The organism is Agrobacterium tumefaciens, assembly GCA_025560025.1.
Lineage (GTDB): Bacteria > Pseudomonadota > Alphaproteobacteria > Rhizobiales > Rhizobiaceae > Agrobacterium.
The window spans coordinates 1,109,699-1,125,382 of the sequence record CP048486.1 but is presented as its reverse complement, the minus strand read 5'-3'; the positions used below and the strand labels follow the sequence as shown (position 1 = coordinate 1,125,382).

The following is a 15,684-nucleotide window of genomic DNA, read 5'->3' as shown; positions in this document are numbered from 1 at the left end:
GTCGATGGGTGACGACCTCGTTGATACCCTAGTCAGAGAGTAGAGATTAAACACCTGCGAATGTCCACCCTTCACTTTACGTCATTAGCGCTGGTCGATTTGCATGGAGATGCAAAAGTTTGCCGCGGCAAACTTTCTCGCCCACTTCCCTCGCCGAGCCGGAATAGTGAGAAAAACTTGCCTGATTGCATCAAGAGGATGCCAAGTTAGCCGCGGCTAACCGTCAAACTGTCATAAAAGGCAAATCTGATTCTTCCACAATGCCTTAGCGGCTCTTTTGCATCTGAGAAAAAAGCCTATTGCGCCAAAAAGAGAATCGGCGCTTATATCTCAGTTGCGGAAAAAACCGCCTTTTTCGAAAAAAACCGCTACTGCAATATCGAGCGAAAGAAGACAAATGACACAGAGTGCCGACTCAAGACTTGCTGCAGGGGCACCCGACCTAACGGGCCTTATACAACAGCATTCGGCTGCGTTGTCAGCCCAATTGCAGGCGCATAACGCAAATACGTTTTCACCCCACACCGAAAAGAGCATGCGCCATTTCTCGCCTGCTGAAACCGCCCGGCTTATCGGCATCGGCGAAGCTTATCTTCGCCAGATCGCTGCCGAGCGTCCGGAGCTGGATGCGGCGCAGGCTTCCGGCCGCCGTTCCTATTCGGTCGAGGACATGGATGAAATCAGACGGCTTCTCGATCAGGGCGCACGTGGCACACGCCGTTACCTGCCCCATCGTCGCGACGGTGAAGAATTGCAGGTCATCGCCGTCATGAATTTCAAGGGCGGTTCGGGCAAGACGACGACATCCGCGCATCTGGCGCAATATCTGGCGCTTCGCGGCTACCGGGTGCTCGCCATCGATCTCGACCCGCAGGCAAGTCTGTCCGCACTCTTCGGCCACCAGCCGGAGATTGATGTCGGGCCGAACGAAACGCTCTATGGCGCGATCCGTTACGATGATGAGCGCCGGCCGATGGCTGAGATCGTTCGCGGCACCTATATTCCCAACCTTCATATCGTTCCTGGCAATCTGGAACTTATGGAGTTCGAGCACGACACGCCGCGCGCACTGATGCGCCGCGCGCCGGGCGATACGCTTTTCTTCGCCCGTATCGGCCAGGCAATCGCCCAGGCTCAGAACTTCTACGACGTCGTCGTCATCGATTGCCCGCCACAACTCGGTTACCTCACGCTTTCGGCACTGACGGCTGCGACATCGGTTCTGGTCACCGTTCATCCGCAAATGCTGGATGTGATGTCCATGAACCAGTTTCTGGCCATGACGGGCGATCTTCTCGCGGAAATCGGCAGGGCCGGTGCACGGTCCGACTATAATTGGATGCGTTATCTCATCACCCGTTTTGAACCGAGTGACGGCCCGCAAAACCAGATGGTGGCTTTCCTGCGCTCTATCTTCGGTGAAAACGTCCTCATTCACCCAATGCTGAAGAGCACCGCCGTCTCGGATGCCGGCTTGACCAACCAGACGCTGTTTGAAGTGGAGAGAACGCAATTCACCCGCTCGACCTATGATCGCGCGCTTGAAGCCATGAACAACGTCAACGGTGAAATTGAAGGCCTGATTAAGAAAGCGTGGGGTAGGGCAGCATGAGCAGAAAACAGATTTTCGCCAATCTCGGCACGCCGGGCACCGACAATAATGATGCTGCCCCGGAGCGGTCGCGACCGCGCATCCGCCCTATCCTCGGTTCTCCCGAACTGGTGACGGATGTCGTCAATTCCCCTGTTGGCATGATCGGCCAGTCGCTGAATGAAGTATCCGAACGCGCCAAGCGTGCTGAAGAGATCGAAAGGCAGCTTGCAGAGGGCCTGACGATCGTTTCCCTCAGCCCCGCCGATATCGATCCGTCCTTCATTCCCGATCGCATGCCAGCCTCGGAAGAGGCGGATGCAGGTCTGGTGGAAGCCATTCGTGAGCAGGGCCAGCAGGTCCCCATTCTGGTGCGCCCCCATCCCGATTTTCCGGGCCGTTATCAGGTCGCTTTCGGTCATCGCCGTCTGCGGGCCGTTTCCAGCCTCGGTATTCCCGTCAAAGCCGTCGTCCGCGATCTCAGCGACGAACAGCTCGTCGTTGCCCAGGGACAGGAAAACAACGAACGCCGCGACCTCACCTATATCGAAAAGGCGCGGTTTGCGCAGAAATTGCAGATTCGGTTTCCCCGGGACACGATCATGGCGGCAATGTCGCTGCATAAGGGTGATCTTTCCAACATGCTGTCGGTTGTCGGCCGCATTCCGGAGGATCTGGTGGATCTGATCGGTCCGGCCCCCAGCGTCGGCCGCCGCAACTGGATGGATCTGGCCGATCAACTCTCATCATCGCAGGTCAAGGAAGCGGCGCGCGCTTATGTCAGGGAACCTTCGGTTGCCGCGCTTCCATCCGAAGAGCGTTTCAAGTCGCTTCTGGATTTCCTGAAGCCCAAGGCACAGGCAAAAAAGACCGGTGTCTGGTCATCGGAAAGCGGCAGCCGTCTGGCAAAGGTCGTGGAGAGCGATCGCAAGCTGGACATATCCATCGACAAGAACGAAGCGCCGGAATTTGCCGATTTCGTTCTTGAACATCTTCAGGCGCTGTTTGCCGAATACCGGTCCAAACAGTGATTTCTAAATCTAACGACTAACAGGAGACGCATCACAAAAGAAAAAAGCCCCCGAACGTTGCCGCACGGAAGCCTTTCTTTGATCTAAGCACCCAAAGAATCTCATTTCCGCGAATCATAGTCAAGAGTCTTGGCATCGAATTTTTCGGTGAGCGATTTTCTTTTGCCTTGTGAAAGGTGAAAGACATGGACAGCACATGTGTAACGACGCCCTTTGGGCGGCGAGCGATGTCGTTTGGCGTCCTCGCAACCCAGTTTGCCGCGCAAAAGACCAAGAAGGTCGAGGCGGTCGATAAATGGAAACTCTATCGTTCGGTCTGTGAAGCGAGACCGTTGCTAGGCGTGACCGATCGTTCTCTGGCGGTATTGAACGCGCTTTTGAGCTTCTATCCGAAAAACGAACTTTCCAGCGAAGCCGGATTGGTGGTCTTCCCGTCCAATACGCAATTGTCGCTCAGGGCTCATGGCATGGCCGAACAGACTTTGCGCCGGCATCTCTCGGCCCTTGTCGAAGCCGGTCTCATCATCCGCAAGGATAGTCCGAACGGAAAACGTTATGCCCGCAAACACAGGGGTGGGGAAATCAGCGAAGCCTATGGTTTTTCGCTGGCGCCGCTTCTTGCCCGCAAAATGGAAATCGAGGAACTGGCAGACCGCATCCTTCGTGAACGGCTCGATCTTCAGCGCCTTCGTGAAAACATCAGCCTTTGCCGCCGCGATATTCAGAAACTTTGCGAAATGATTGCCGCAAGCGGTGATGTTGAGACCTTCGAAACATTCCAGCTTCGCTACAATGCGACTGCGCGTTCCCTTGGCCGCAATTCAAAACCTGCTGAACTGAAGGAAATCGCCGGATTTTTGGCTTCCTTACGCGCAGAAGTGACCAACTATCTGGAAAATATCGAAAAATCGGAAAAATCGGGCGGCAATGACTGCCAAAATGAGCGCCTCATAAAGAATTCAGAATCCGAATCCATATCTAAACCGCAGGATTTTCGTGAACCGGATGCCGTTGCGCCTGCAGGCACGGTTGCCATCCGACCATCATATGCCGCACCCACCAGTACGAAACCTTTGCCGCAGCAGCCAAAGCCCGTTCTTCATAAGCAATTTTTTGTTCCTGATATTGTTTTGGTTTTGAAGGCTTGCCCGGATATTTCCCTCTATGCCCCTGGGGGAGCGATTACCGGCTGGCGTGATCTCGAGGTGGCAACATCGGTGATCAAAACCATGTTCAACATCAGCCAGTCGGCCTACCAGGACGCCATAGCGACCTTCGGCCGGCAGGGAACTGCAGCCATCCTTGCCTGCCTGCTGCAAAAGGCGGATCAGATAAGCTCGCTCGGCGGATATCTGCGCAATCTGACCCGCAAGGCTCATGAAGGCGGGTTCGATCTTCAGGCCATGCTTCAGGCGCAGCTGCGGGGGCGGAAAGGCGAGATGGAGAAGGGCATGACATGGTAAGTTGGCGTCAGGTGAAGCGACGCCGCTGCAGCTTGCGGAAATCGCCGTCTGAAGTTACATTTGCATCGTTTTCTCGATACTCGAAAGATTCGGTGTGAGGCTGGTAACGTCTAGGCGCAAATCCAGCCAAAGGCTGAGCTATGGTTAATGCGAGGTAATGAAAACTAAGTGCCAATTAGCTTTCGTTTACGGTTTTCCGCCATTGGTTTCAATCGCTTGAGTCAGGCTGTTTTTTAAGCGGAAATTCGGTGGTCCGGACGGGAAAGCGGCATTTATGCATAATACAGCCTGCCCGACTGTGGTCGAAACTCAAACGATAAGTCGGCGGACGCTGCTGCGAGAAACGATCCGGCAAATTCGTGAGTGACTATCCAGGGAACGCATGAAGGTCGCACTCCAGAGCGTTGAAATTGAACCTTCAGGAATGTTCCGCGTTCTATTTCATCACTTCAACGGATTGCTGGTGTTATGGTTTTCTCGGACGATATGGAGTTGGCCGTCGCTCTTTATATGGCGGATAGTGCCTTGCCCCGGCACATGGCCATTGAAAAGCTTTTGAAGACGGTACTTGAAAATACCGGTTATCTGACCGGAGGTAAGGGGCGTCCGCCGGAAATTGTCGATGGGAAGCCAAGTGCCGACTATGTGCAATATCGCACCTATCTGGACGGGGATAGCTGAGAGGTGACCGGAACCAAACCCGGTGCGGGCTGTTTATGGCGCAATCAATTGTTTCAGGATACGCCGATGCTTTCCAAACCTCTTTTTCTAGCGGCAATTCTCATCCCCGTAGCGGCCCATCCAACATATGCTCAGCCTCTGGAGGTTAGCACTTTGCAAGGGGCAGAAACCCATAGCGCCGGATTCTCGCCCAAGGATATTGCGTCAGACTACATCGTTGATGTAGCGGGCAAGAAAGTGCGTCTGGTGGGCCCGCGTTTTTATCCCGACAACGCGCGGGCGCTGCAATTCCCGGGCCGGGTCTCGACGCTTGATTCTTCGGCAAAAGACCTTCTGTCGTAGCAATAAGGCGATCGCAATAATTCATACTCGATATACAGGGGCAGAATGGGGACCGAGAGCAAAATTTCCGGATCTAGACCGGATGCACGAAGCTGGATCAAACGGGAGGGGCAGGAGGCTGAAAAAGCGACCTTTCCTGAACTGTTCTTCGACCTCGTCTTTGTTTTTGCACTCATCCAGCTTTCCCACGCGCTTGCCAAGGACTTCGGACCGACGGCAGCGCTTGAGGCGGGCATCCTGATATTGTCGCTGTGGTGGCTGTGGATACACACCACCTGGATCACCAACCTTCTGAATACGGAAAAGGAGCCGGTCAGGATTCTCCTCTTCGTGTTGATGTTCGGCGGGGTGCTGCTGGCTATCGCACTGCCCGATGCCTTTGCGGAACAGGGTTTCGTCTTTGCCCTGATCTATAGCGCCATGCAGGTGGGGCGCAGCCTTTTTGCGCTTTATGCCTTCAAGGGAGAAGACCGGCAGTCTTTTCTGGTTTTCGTGCGTGTGACGATCTGGCTTGTCATATCCAGCCTCTTCTGGCTGGCAGGCGGGCTTGTCGATCTGACGGATCGCATCCTGTTATGGGGCATCGCACTCGCGATCGAATATGCGGGGCCTGCCTGCCGTTATGTCGTACCCGGGCTGAAGTCGAGCGATGCGGACAGACTGCACCTCTCCGGCGAGCACCTTGCGGAGCGATGTGCCCTTTTCGTTATTATCTGCCTTGGTGAAACGATCCTCACCACGGGCCGCACTGCCACGGAATATATGAATTCCGGCCTGACATTCATCGTCTTCTGTTCGGCCTTCGTCAGCACCGTGGCAATGTGGTGGATCTATTTCCATCATGGGCAGGAAGAGGCCTCCAGAAAGGCCGAAAATGCCGATGAGAAGGCGAAGATTGCCCATAATCTTTTCAATTATGGGCACCTGCCCATCGTTGCCGGCATCATCCTGACGGCAGTGGGGGAGGATTTCAGCCTGTCCCATGCCCATGAAGCTGCGACGATGAGGGAGGCCATCGCCATTCTGGGCGGCCCTGTCCTGTTTCTTGCCGGCAATATCGGCGTCAAGATAGCCGCCCCCTATCAGCGACCCATCTCGCATTTCGCCGGCGTTGCGGCGTTCTGCCTGCTTTTGCCGGTGCCGGGCATACCGCTCTATATGCTGCAGCTGGCAAGCACCAGCATTCTGCTGCTGGTTGCTCTCTGGGAATATCTGGCGCTGAAAAAATCTGTCGCCAATGCCTGAAAGCTCAGGCGCTGGCGAAATTGCGCGCCCTGTCGTGCCATAGCCGCAGGCTGCGCGCATAGGCCTCATCAAACGGCAGAGCCATATCATTGACCAGCATCAGCGCGATGGCTGCGGTAGAGACGATGATGGTTTCTGCCCTCTCGTCCCTTGCGGCACCTGTCCAGACAGCCCGCCAATATTCAAAAGTCGTAAACATGGTCGGCATTTCAGCGGGCGGTGTTTCGCGGGCGGGAATGACGAATTCGACATCCTTGCCCTTCGAGAGGCCAAAAATCCGGGTGCTGCGGAACGGCGTGAATTGCGCAAAGTCCCGTGTATTGCCGAGAATGGCGAGATTCTCGACCGAAAGCAGCCGCGCGGTATCGCGATGAAGCTCTTGATAGGAGGGGCGGGCGACACCGATGACGGTGCTTCTGGCGCGAAGCGGATTGAGGAGATGCACGACCGTATTAAGCGGCAGGCGCATTTCCAGAATGCCGTATAGGCCGAGCAGGCTTTGAAACTGTGCGGAAAGACCACCGATCGGCAGGTAGGCGATGCGTTCTGAGGCTGTGGCCCGGGCCGCTTGCGAGAGAGACTGGCAGAGCGGAATTCCGCAGGCTTCAGCCGCAAGTTCGAGCTTGCCGCCGTTTTCTCCCTGGCCGACATGGCCATGCAACAGGACACTATATCCCGCCATGGCAACAAGGCGGGCAGAATGCAGGAACCAGGGCGCATCGCGATGTTTGGGCGACATATAGGCGGGCCAGTCGAGATCGACGGTGGCAGGCCCTTGCCGGTCCCTTCCGATGTGCTGCCACATGGCTTCGATGAAGCCGGCAAGCTCCGCTGCGGTTACGCCACGATAATGCATGGTCGCAAGCAGCGCGCCTATCTGTATCGGATCGGCATCGCCATCGAGAATGATTGCGAGCGCATCCATCGCCTCCGTCTGGCTGAGCGGGCGGCTGTTGCCGACCCCCATCGCCGAGGTCGCGATATATTTGGCGAGCCGCTGCTGCGGATCGGCATTGTGACCGATGCGGGCGAGACGATCCGCGATATTTTCCGGTGTCGGTTGTCCTTCCAGAAGAACGCTGGGACGAAGCGAAAGCGGCGGCGCCTTCATCAAGACGGGGCGCTCCCAGCCGCTGGCATTGGCGGCTGCGGGTGCTGCCGGTTTTTCCTGTGAATAATCGATAAGGTTGTCCGCCTCCGCCGCCAGCGAACGAATGCGCAACCGCATGTTCTCGGCAAATGGCGTGGGGCGCAAACCCTGGCCGGTACGCAAGAACAGCTGATCGCCGTATTTTTCGCGCAGCTGCTGTAATATCCGGCTCATCGAAGATGTCGGCAGTCCCATGCCGGCCGCTGCGCGGCTGACACTGCCTTCCCGCAGCAAAGCATCGAAAGCGACAAGTAATTTCAGCTGTCCAAGCCTGTCGGGCTTTGTTGGGGAAGCCGATTGTTCTTTTCTCTTGCCGGTTGTCATCTTGCTGTTTTTTTACTCCGCCGCCGATTGGTGGAGCCCTTTTTGCAATTTCTGGAATTTAGAACGGTTCGAAAACAAACGCGTTGCGCCTGCACTCCCTCCTAAATAAGTGGGGTTAAATTCTCAAGTTAAATGCGGGGGCGTAACATGGAATTGAAGTACCGCGGTCGAGATATGGCCGCGACAATAATAAAGGCCGGTCTTTCGACAGCTATGGCAGGAACAGCGCTCAGCTTCGCCGCGCCCGCTTTCGCGCAGCAGGCATCGGGCGGGAACACCGTTCTGCAGCAGATCGTCGTCACCGCATCCGGCTTCGAGCAGAATGTGAAGGACGCTCCGGCCAGCATCACGGTCGTGACGCGGGAAGATCTGGAGAAGGGCTCGTATCGCGATCTGACGGATGCCCTTCGCGAGGTGCAGGGCGTATCCGTCACCGGCATCGCCAATGAGAAGGACATCTTCATTCGCGGATTGCCCGGCGCCTATACGCTGATCCTCATTGACGGCAAGCGGCAGAGTACCCGCGACGCCCGCACCAACGGCAATTCCGGTTTCGAACAGAGCTTCGTGCCGCCGGTTTCGGCCATCGAGCGTATCGAAGTCGTGCGCGGCCCGATGTCGTCCCTCTATGGTTCCGATGCCATGGGCGGCGTCATCAACATCATCACCCGCAAGGTCGGTGATGTCTGGTCCGGTTCTGTTACCACCGAGGGCACGGTCCAGCAGCATTCCAAATTCGGCAATAGCGGCCAGGTCTCCTGGTATGCCAACGGGCCGATCCTCAAGGATCAGCTGGGCCTTCAGGTCTGGGGCAGGGGCTTCAATCGCGGCGAAGACCGTATTCTGAGCGGCACTACCGGCGCCAAGGAATATGATTTCAACGGCCGCCTGACCTTTACGCCGAACGAAGACCACGACATTTATCTCGAAGGCGGCAAGACGAGGCTGCGCCGCAGCGCCGAGCCCGGCGACACGCTGGCGGCAACCGATGCCAACGGCACCTACAATACCAATACGCGCGACCATTGGTCATTGTCGCATACCGGCCGGTGGGGACCCACCACGTCCGAATTCTCCTTCCAGCAGGAATGGGCCGAGCGCACCAATTTCACCAGAAACATCCGCACGGGTCGTGTCACCGAAAATCCGCGTTCACCGGAAGTGCGCAACACTGTTCTCGACGGCAAATTCACCACGCCCTTCGAACTCTTCGGCAACCACACGCTGGTCACGGGCGGTCAATATTTCGAGGCGCGGCTGACGGATCAGAATCCGGGACGTCGCACCAATCTGGATGAGACATTCTCGGCGACGCAATGGGCGCTGTTTGTCGAGGATGAATGGCGCATCGTCGATAATTTTGCACTGACGGGCGGTCTTCGCCTCGATAACCACGAAAAATACGGCAATCATTTCAGCCCGCGTCTTTACGGTGTCTGGAGCGCTACGGACGAGCTGACGATTAAGGGCGGCATTTCCACCGGTTTTCGCGCGCCTGAAATCCGCCAGATCGCGCCAGGTTATGCCTATACGACCGGCGGCGGCGGTTGCACTTACGGCCCGAGCGGCACGTGTGGCGTGATCATCGGCGATCCGGGCCTCGAGGCGGAAAAGAGCACAAGCTACGAAGTGGCCGCGCTCTGGGATAATGGCGACGTTGCTCTCGGCGCCACCTATTTCTACACTGATTTCAAGGACAAGATTTCCAACGCGCTGGTGCTCAATCCGGATGGAACGCCCGCCCGCTGGAGCGAAGACCGCAATTATCGCCTCTGGTATAATTACAATATCGACGATGCGGTCATTCAGGGTGTGGAGCTGACGGCGACCTGGTACGCCACGCCGGAACTGACGCTGCGTGGCAACTACACCTATACGCATTCCGAACAGAAAACCGGCGACTATGAAGGTTTCCCGCTGGCGCGGACACCGGAGCATATGGCCAATCTGCGTGGTGACTGGGTGACGCCGATAGACGGGCTGGAAGCGTGGGCCTCGGTGAATTACCACGGATCGGAAATCAATGCCGGCCCACGCATCGGCACCAACGGGACGCCGGTGACGATCAACGGCAAGGCCGGACGCAAATACGAGGCCTACACGACCCTCGATATCGGCGCGAAATATGCGGTGGCCGAAAACGTCGATCTCAACGCGGCCGTCTACAACGTCTTCGACAAGGATGTCGGCACCGACGATTTCAACACTGTCATGGAAGGCCGCCGTTTCTGGATCAGCATGACCGCGAAGTTCTGAACCCGGCCAATTGACGAGACTTCTGAGGCGCCCATCGGGCGCCTCTTTTTTTGACCATTCGCCTATTGACCTCAACTATAGTTGAGGAATTATACCGGCTGCTCTTTAATATGTTTCCGCGTTTCCCGAGCGGAAATCGTTCCGGAGACAGGAGCCAGAATGGAAAATAGCGTGTTTAAACACAGCCTGACGGTGGGAGAGGTTGCGCACCGTAGCGGCGTCGCCGTTTCCACCGTTCATTTCTACGAGGCGAAGGGGTTGATCGAAGGCTGGCGAACCGCCGGCAACCAGCGTCGTTATCACCGCGCCGTCCTGCGGCGTATCGCGATCATCCGTATCGCGCAGCGCGCCGGCATCCAGCTCAGCATCATCAGGGAAGCGATGGCGGATCTGCCGCAGGATCGGGTGGCGACGGCGGCGGACTGGCGCAGGTTCTCACAGTCCTGGCGGGAGATGCTTCAGTTTCGGATCAACAGCCTGATCCAGCTACGGGATCAGCTGACCGGCTGCATCGGCTGCGGTTGTCTTTCGCTGGACGACTGCCCCTTGCGCAATCCGGACGATATTCTGGCCGATGGCGGCGCGGGTGCGCGCCGCCTTGTTCCGGCAGAATGAGCAAGATTTTGGGCCTGCCCTTTTGAAACTGATTGTCCTCACTCGGCGTTGGCCGCAATCCAGACACTGACGCTGCCGCCATTGGTCGGGAAAACGCCCTTGCCGCTATCATTAAGGGTAATCTCTTCCTCACGGTGACCGAGAAAATCGCGCCATACTGTGCCGGCGCGGTCGGCGCCGAGATCGACCTGCTTCTCCGCCGGTTCGCCATTCGACATCACCACCACGCAACCCGGCGCATCGGCGGCGCCGTGGCGGATGAAGGCGATGCAGCTTGCATCGTCGAGAATATCCGTCTGCGCTCCGTTGGCGAAGCGGCTGCGTGCCTCGATGAGCTTTGGCAGGCATTCGATCGCCGGCATATCGATTTTATATTCGTTGCCGTCATTGCCGGTGTCGGTGTAGCTCGTGCCGAACAGATCGGGATAGAAGACACAGGGAACACCCTCTTCGCGCAGCAGAATGATCGCATAGGCAAGAGGTTTGAACCATGGTTCCACCGGCGCTTCCAGCGATTGCAGCGGCTGCGTGTCGTGATTGTCGACCAACGTGACGGCATGGTCTGGAACGGCGGAGACAAGCGAACCATCGAAGATGATACGCATGTCGAAATCGCCGCCCTGTTTGGACGCATCATGGAAGCGGTGGTGGAGGGCGACATCGAAAAGCATCAGCTGCTTGTCGACGAGTTCGAGATAGCTTTTCAGCGCGTCGAGATCGGGGTGCCAATATTCCGCCACGACGAAAAGATCGGGATCGACCGTTTCGCGCATGTGGCCGACCCAGTCGCGGAAGAACCAGGCCGGAATATGTTTGGCTGCATCCAGCCGGAAGCCATCGACCTGTACCTGCTCGGAGAGCCAGCGGCCCCAATATTTGAGCTCTTCGTAAACCGCCCGGTTTCTGAATTCGACATCGGCACCCATCAGATAATCGAAATTGCCGTTTTCCTGATCGACTTCCTCATTCCATTCCCCATCGCCATATTCGTTGACGAGGCGGAAAATGCCGTCTTCGGTCGGTTCCTCGATGTGGTCGACACCGCTGAAGCACTTCAGGTCCCAGATGAATTTGGAATGTTTGCCGTTGCGGCCGGGAAAGGTGAAACGCGTATAGGCCAGCGCCTGAAAGTCTTCATCGTCGATCTCGGTACGGTCTTCGGGATTGACGCGGCGAACCCGCACCTTTTCCTTCTCATCCGCACCCATCTTGTGATTGAGAACCACGTCATGAATGACGCGAATGCCGTTTTCCTTCAGCGTCCGGCCCGCATGTTCGAGAGCGGCGCGATCGCCATATTTTGTGGCGATGGTGCCCTTCTGGTCGAATTCACCGAGATCGAAGAGATCGTAGGTATCGTAACCTACCGAATAGCCGCCGGCGGCGCCTTTATAGGCCGGTGGCAGCCAGATATCGGTGATGCCCATTTTGGCGAGGCTTTCGGCCTGTTCGGCCACCTCGCTCCATAATTTCCCTCCGTCCGGATAATACCAATGGAAGAACTGAAGCAAGGTGCGTCCGGCCATATTTCCCTCACAGTCGTTAGCAGGTCGCGCCATAAACGGCCCGGCGGCGAAAGGGTTCCGCCGCCGGCCATACGCGATTTGCAATTGTGAGGCAGGTGGCCTGTCCGTATATTAGCCGGCTATGTCGAGAAGGGCAGCGCCCGCCTGCAGATAGTCGCCTTCCTTGACAATCAGGCGAACTTTGCCCGCCTTGGTGGCGACAATCTGCGTCTCCATCTTCATGGCTTCCATGACGGCCAGAAGATCGCCTTGCGAAACCGTGTCGCCCTCTTTTACCTTGAAGGATTGCAGGGTGCCGGAAACCGGGGCAGTGATTTCGCCTTCCTTTTCCTTGGGGGCGGCGGCGCCGGGAGCAGCCGCGCTGTTGCCGCTAACCGCACCGAGGCTGGAGAGCAGCAGGCTGGGCAAACCGACCGATACACGCTTGCCGTCGATTTCCAGAAAAGTGCGGGTGATGGAAGGGTCGTCGGCCGGTGCCGGGCGTTCCATGGCATCCGGCATGGCGGCGAAGTCGGTCTCGATCCAGCGGGTGTGAACCTTGAAGCCGTCGGTGCCGATGAAATCATCGGTCTCGATCGCGGCGCGATGGAACGGCAGGACCGTGGCGATGCCTTCGATACGGAATTCTTTGAGCGCGCGGCGGGCACGGCGCAGAACCTGATCGCGGTCGGCACCCGTGACGATCAGCTTTGCCATCAGCGAGTCGAACACGCCCGGCACGCTGGAGCCGCTGACGACGCCGCTATCCACGCGAATGCCGGGACCGGAGGGGGCGTCGAAAAGCGAGATCGAGCCGGGCGTCGGCAGGAAGCCCCGGCCTGGATCTTCGGCATTGATGCGGAATTCCATCGAATGTCCACGCGGTTCCGGCGTTTCGAGAACCCGCAGTCTATGGCCTTCGGCAATACGGAACTGTTCGATGACGAGATCGATACCGGTGGTTTCCTCGGTAACGGGATGTTCCACCTGCAGGCGCGTATTGACCTCGAGGAAGGAAATCGTGCCATCGACGCCGAGCAGGAATTCGACGGTGCCGGCGCCGGAATAACCGGCAGCGGCGCAGATAGCTTTGGCAGCTGCATGGATTTTCTGCCGCTGTTCGTCGGAGAGGAACGGGGCAGGAGCCTCCTCGATGAGCTTCTGGTTCCGGCGCTGCAGCGAGCAGTCGCGGGTGCCGAGGACGAGCACATTGCCATGCTTGTCGGCCAGAACCTGCGCCTCGATATGGCGCGGCCGGTCGAGGAAACGCTCGAGGAAACACTCGCCGCGGCCAAAGGCGGCCGTCGCCTCGCGCACGGCGGATTCGTAGAGATCGGCGATCTCTTCCATCTTCCACGCAACCTTCAGGCCGCGACCACCGCCGCCATGGGCCGCCTTGATGGCGACGGGCAGGCCGTGTTGTTCCGCAAAGGCGGTGACTTCGGCGGCGGAAGCGACCGGGCCGTCACTGCCGGCGACCAGCGGTGCGCCAACGCCGGTGGCAATGCGCCGTGCCTCTACCTTGTCGCCCAGTGCCTCGATGACATGCGGATCGGGGCCGATCCAGATGAGGCCGGCATCGAGAACGGCACGCGCAAATTCGGCGCGCTCGGACAGGAAACCGTAACCGGGATGCACGGCATCCGCACCGGCGCATTTGGCAATCGCGATCAGCTTGGCGATATCGAGATAGGTCTCGGCGGGACGCACGCCCTCCAGCGCATAGGCCTCATCCGCCAGACGGACGAAAAGGGCATCCTGATCGGGATCGGCATAAACGGCGACCGATTGCAGGCCGTAATCGCGACATGCGCGGATGATGCGGACCGCGATCTCGCCGCGATTGGCAATCAGCACTTTTTTCATCGCTTTTCTCCTCGGAATTCTGTGTTCTTGGCCGCGATTTCGGCGAAGGAGCCGATCGGGCGGAATTTGATTTTGGCGTTCACCGGGATCTGCCCGGCAAGATCGAGATGATATTCGGCGACCGCGCCGATGACGGGATACCCGCCGGTCAACGGGTGATCGGCAAGGAAGAGAACCGGCTGGCCGCTATGGGGAATCTGGATCGCTCCCGTCGCGGTGCCTTCGCTCGGCAATTCGGCGCTGTCCTTGCGCTCCACCGGCACGTCGCCGGCAAGGCGGATGCCGACCCGGTTCGATTGCGGGGTGACCTGCCAGAGCTGGCCGGTCAGGGTCTCGATGCCCTTCTGCGTGAACCAGTCCGTTCGTGGTCCGAGAACGACGTCCAGCGTGACGACCTCGCCCGTTGCCGGCGCTTCGAAGGCCGGAACCTCGTCAATCGATACGCTGGAAAGGCCGGTCTTCTCGCCCTTAAGCGGCAGGATGGCGCCTGCACCCACCGGCTCTGGGCCGACGACAGCCAGCGTATCCGTCGCGAAGCTGCCGAGCACCGGCTCGACATCGAAGCCGCCGCGTACGGCAAGATAACAGCGCATGCCCTTTGGCGGCTGGCCGAAAGTGACCACATCACCGGGTTCGAGCGACACCGGGCCATGGGTCTTTGCTGCGAAGCTGCTATCCGTCGTGGTGATGGTGACGGGGCAGGGCGCACCTGCAATGCCGATGACGGCACGGCTTGTGCTTTTAAAGGAAAATCCACCGAGCGTCAGTTCGAGACATGGCGTGTTGACGGGATTACCAACGATGCGGTTTGCGGCATTGAACGCGCCACGATCCAGCGCACCGGAGGCCGAGACGCCCTGTCCGGTCTGGCCGAAACGGCCGAGATCCTGGAAGATGGCGGGCATGGGGGCTGCGAGCACCTCGAAATGCGGGCCTACTTTTGCCCGGTCTTTCCCGGCGCTGCGTGGTGCCGAGACGGGGATGTCGACCGTTTTGCCGGCCTTGTCCATGTCGAAGAAACGCACCCGGTAACCCGGCTGAAAAAGCGCACCGGGATCGCGGTCTATATCCCACATCTTGACCGGCGTGGTGCCGATAATCTGCCAGCCGCCGGGGCTGTTTTGCGGATAGACGCCGCTGAAGGCACCGGCCAGCGCCACTGAACCTGCCGGAATGCGGGTGCGCGGGCTTTGCCGGCGCGGCACATGCAGCGCCGGATCGCCACCGACCAGATAACCGAAGCCGGGAGCGAAACCGCAGAAGGCCACGGTGAATTCGCTTTCGGTATGGCGGCGGATGACCTCTTCGATGCTCATGCCGGTCAATTCGGCAACATCGGCGAGATCCTCACCATTATAGTGGACGGGGATTTCAACGAGATTGTCCGAAGGCGCGATTTTTGCCGAGAGATCACGGCTTGCCAGCCGCGCGGCCAGCGCTTCGGCATCGATCTTTTCAGGGCGAAAGCGGATCATCAGGGTGCGGGCAGCCGGAACCGTCTCTTCGATGCCCTCGACCGGATCGTTCTGAAGCGAGGCGAAAAGCGCCAGCGTTTCATCGAGATCGGCGAGTTCAACAAGAATGGTGGTGAGGCTGACGGGGAGAAAACGCATCA

At 58.2% G+C, this 15,684-nt stretch carries 12 protein-coding genes; 8 read left to right on the top strand and 4 right to left on the bottom strand.

What is annotated here, in order from left to right:
* Positions 1–397 precede the first annotated feature (397 nt).
* The 6 genes from repA to FY152_19085 all read left to right on the top strand — a co-directional run bounded on the left by repA (position 398) and on the right by FY152_19085 (position 6,353).
* Positions 398–1,612, top strand: a complete 1,215-nt coding sequence (gene repA / locus FY152_19110) for a plasmid partitioning protein RepA (GenBank protein UXS34256.1) — start codon at positions 398–400, stop codon at positions 1,610–1,612.
* The gene (gene repB / locus FY152_19105) at positions 1,609–2,622 is read left to right on the top strand and encodes a plasmid partitioning protein RepB (GenBank protein UXS34255.1); all 1,014 of its coding nucleotides are present in this window, start codon (positions 1,609–1,611) and stop codon (positions 2,620–2,622) included. The genes repA and repB overlap by 4 nt, the downstream gene beginning before the upstream one ends.
* A gap of 185 nt (positions 2,623–2,807) precedes the next feature.
* A complete protein-coding gene (locus FY152_19100) occupies positions 2,808–4,085 on the top strand; it encodes a replication initiation protein RepC (GenBank protein ID UXS34254.1) in 1,278 nt (425 codons plus the stop codon).
* A 468-nt stretch (positions 4,086–4,553) separates the two neighbouring features.
* A complete protein-coding gene (locus FY152_19095; GenBank protein ID UXS34253.1) occupies positions 4,554–4,766 on the top strand; it encodes a hypothetical protein in 213 nt (70 codons plus the stop codon).
* Between the two features lie 66 nt (positions 4,767–4,832).
* A complete protein-coding gene (locus FY152_19090) occupies positions 4,833–5,108 on the top strand; it encodes a hypothetical protein (GenBank protein ID UXS35112.1) in 276 nt (91 codons plus the stop codon).
* A 45-nt stretch (positions 5,109–5,153) separates the two neighbouring features.
* A complete protein-coding gene (locus tag FY152_19085; GenBank protein ID UXS34252.1) occupies positions 5,154–6,353 on the top strand; it encodes a hypothetical protein in 1,200 nt (399 codons plus the stop codon).
* A gap of 4 nt (positions 6,354–6,357) precedes the next feature.
* On the opposite strand, the gene FY152_19080 is transcribed toward FY152_19085, so the two are convergent.
* A complete protein-coding gene (locus FY152_19080) occupies positions 6,358–7,827 on the bottom strand; it encodes a glycosyl transferase family protein (GenBank protein UXS34251.1) in 1,470 nt (489 codons plus the stop codon).
* Between the two features lie 147 nt (positions 7,828–7,974).
* Between FY152_19080 and FY152_19075 the strand changes: the two genes are divergently transcribed.
* Entirely contained in the window at positions 7,975–10,083 is a 2,109-nt protein-coding gene (locus FY152_19075) for a TonB-dependent siderophore receptor (protein ID UXS34250.1), read from the top strand.
* Positions 10,084–10,242: 159 nt separating this feature from the next.
* Positions 10,243–10,698, top strand: a complete 456-nt coding sequence (soxR, locus tag FY152_19070) for a redox-sensitive transcriptional activator SoxR (GenBank protein UXS34249.1) — start codon at positions 10,243–10,245, stop codon at positions 10,696–10,698.
* A gap of 38 nt (positions 10,699–10,736) precedes the next feature.
* Here soxR and amyA read toward each other — a convergent pair whose 3' ends face one another.
* From amyA to FY152_19055, 3 genes are all read right to left on the bottom strand, one after another.
* A complete protein-coding gene (amyA, locus tag FY152_19065; protein ID UXS34248.1) occupies positions 10,737–12,224 on the bottom strand; it encodes an alpha-amylase in 1,488 nt (495 codons plus the stop codon).
* Between the two features lie 111 nt (positions 12,225–12,335).
* Entirely contained in the window at positions 12,336–14,069 is a 1,734-nt protein-coding gene (locus FY152_19060) for a biotin/lipoyl-binding protein (protein UXS34247.1), read from the bottom strand.
* Positions 14,066–15,682 (bottom strand): 5-oxoprolinase/urea amidolyase family protein, encoded by a 1,617-nt coding sequence (locus FY152_19055; protein ID UXS35111.1) that lies wholly within the window; start codon positions 15,680–15,682, stop codon positions 14,066–14,068. Before FY152_19055 ends, FY152_19060 begins: the two co-directional genes overlap by 4 nt.
* Between the last annotated feature and the right edge of the window lie 2 nt (positions 15,683–15,684).

Excerpts from the sequence above, each read along its gene's own strand:
- repA (UXS34256.1), top strand. The coding sequence starts at position 398 with ATGACACAGAGTGCCGACTCAAGACTTGCTGCAGGGGCACCCGACCTA.
- repB (UXS34255.1), top strand. The coding sequence starts at position 1,609 with ATGAGCAGAAAACAGATTTTCGCCAATCTCGGCACGCCGGGCACCGAC.
- FY152_19100 (UXS34254.1), top strand. The coding sequence starts at position 2,808 with ATGGACAGCACATGTGTAACGACGCCCTTTGGGCGGCGAGCGATGTCG.
- FY152_19095 (UXS34253.1), top strand. The coding sequence starts at position 4,554 with ATGGTTTTCTCGGACGATATGGAGTTGGCCGTCGCTCTTTATATGGCG.
- FY152_19090 (UXS35112.1), top strand. The coding sequence starts at position 4,833 with ATGCTTTCCAAACCTCTTTTTCTAGCGGCAATTCTCATCCCCGTAGCG.
- FY152_19085 (UXS34252.1), top strand. The coding sequence starts at position 5,154 with ATGGGGACCGAGAGCAAAATTTCCGGATCTAGACCGGATGCACGAAGC.
- FY152_19080 (UXS34251.1), bottom strand. The coding sequence starts at position 7,827 with ATGACAACCGGCAAGAGAAAAGAACAATCGGCTTCCCCAACAAAGCCC.
- FY152_19075 (UXS34250.1), top strand. The coding sequence starts at position 7,975 with ATGGAATTGAAGTACCGCGGTCGAGATATGGCCGCGACAATAATAAAG.
- soxR (UXS34249.1), top strand. The coding sequence starts at position 10,243 with ATGGAAAATAGCGTGTTTAAACACAGCCTGACGGTGGGAGAGGTTGCG.
- amyA (UXS34248.1), bottom strand. The coding sequence starts at position 12,224 with ATGGCCGGACGCACCTTGCTTCAGTTCTTCCATTGGTATTATCCGGAC.
- FY152_19060 (UXS34247.1), bottom strand. The coding sequence starts at position 14,069 with ATGAAAAAAGTGCTGATTGCCAATCGCGGCGAGATCGCGGTCCGCATC.
- FY152_19055 (UXS35111.1), bottom strand. The coding sequence starts at position 15,682 with ATGCGTTTTCTCCCCGTCAGCCTCACCACCATTCTTGTTGAACTCGCC.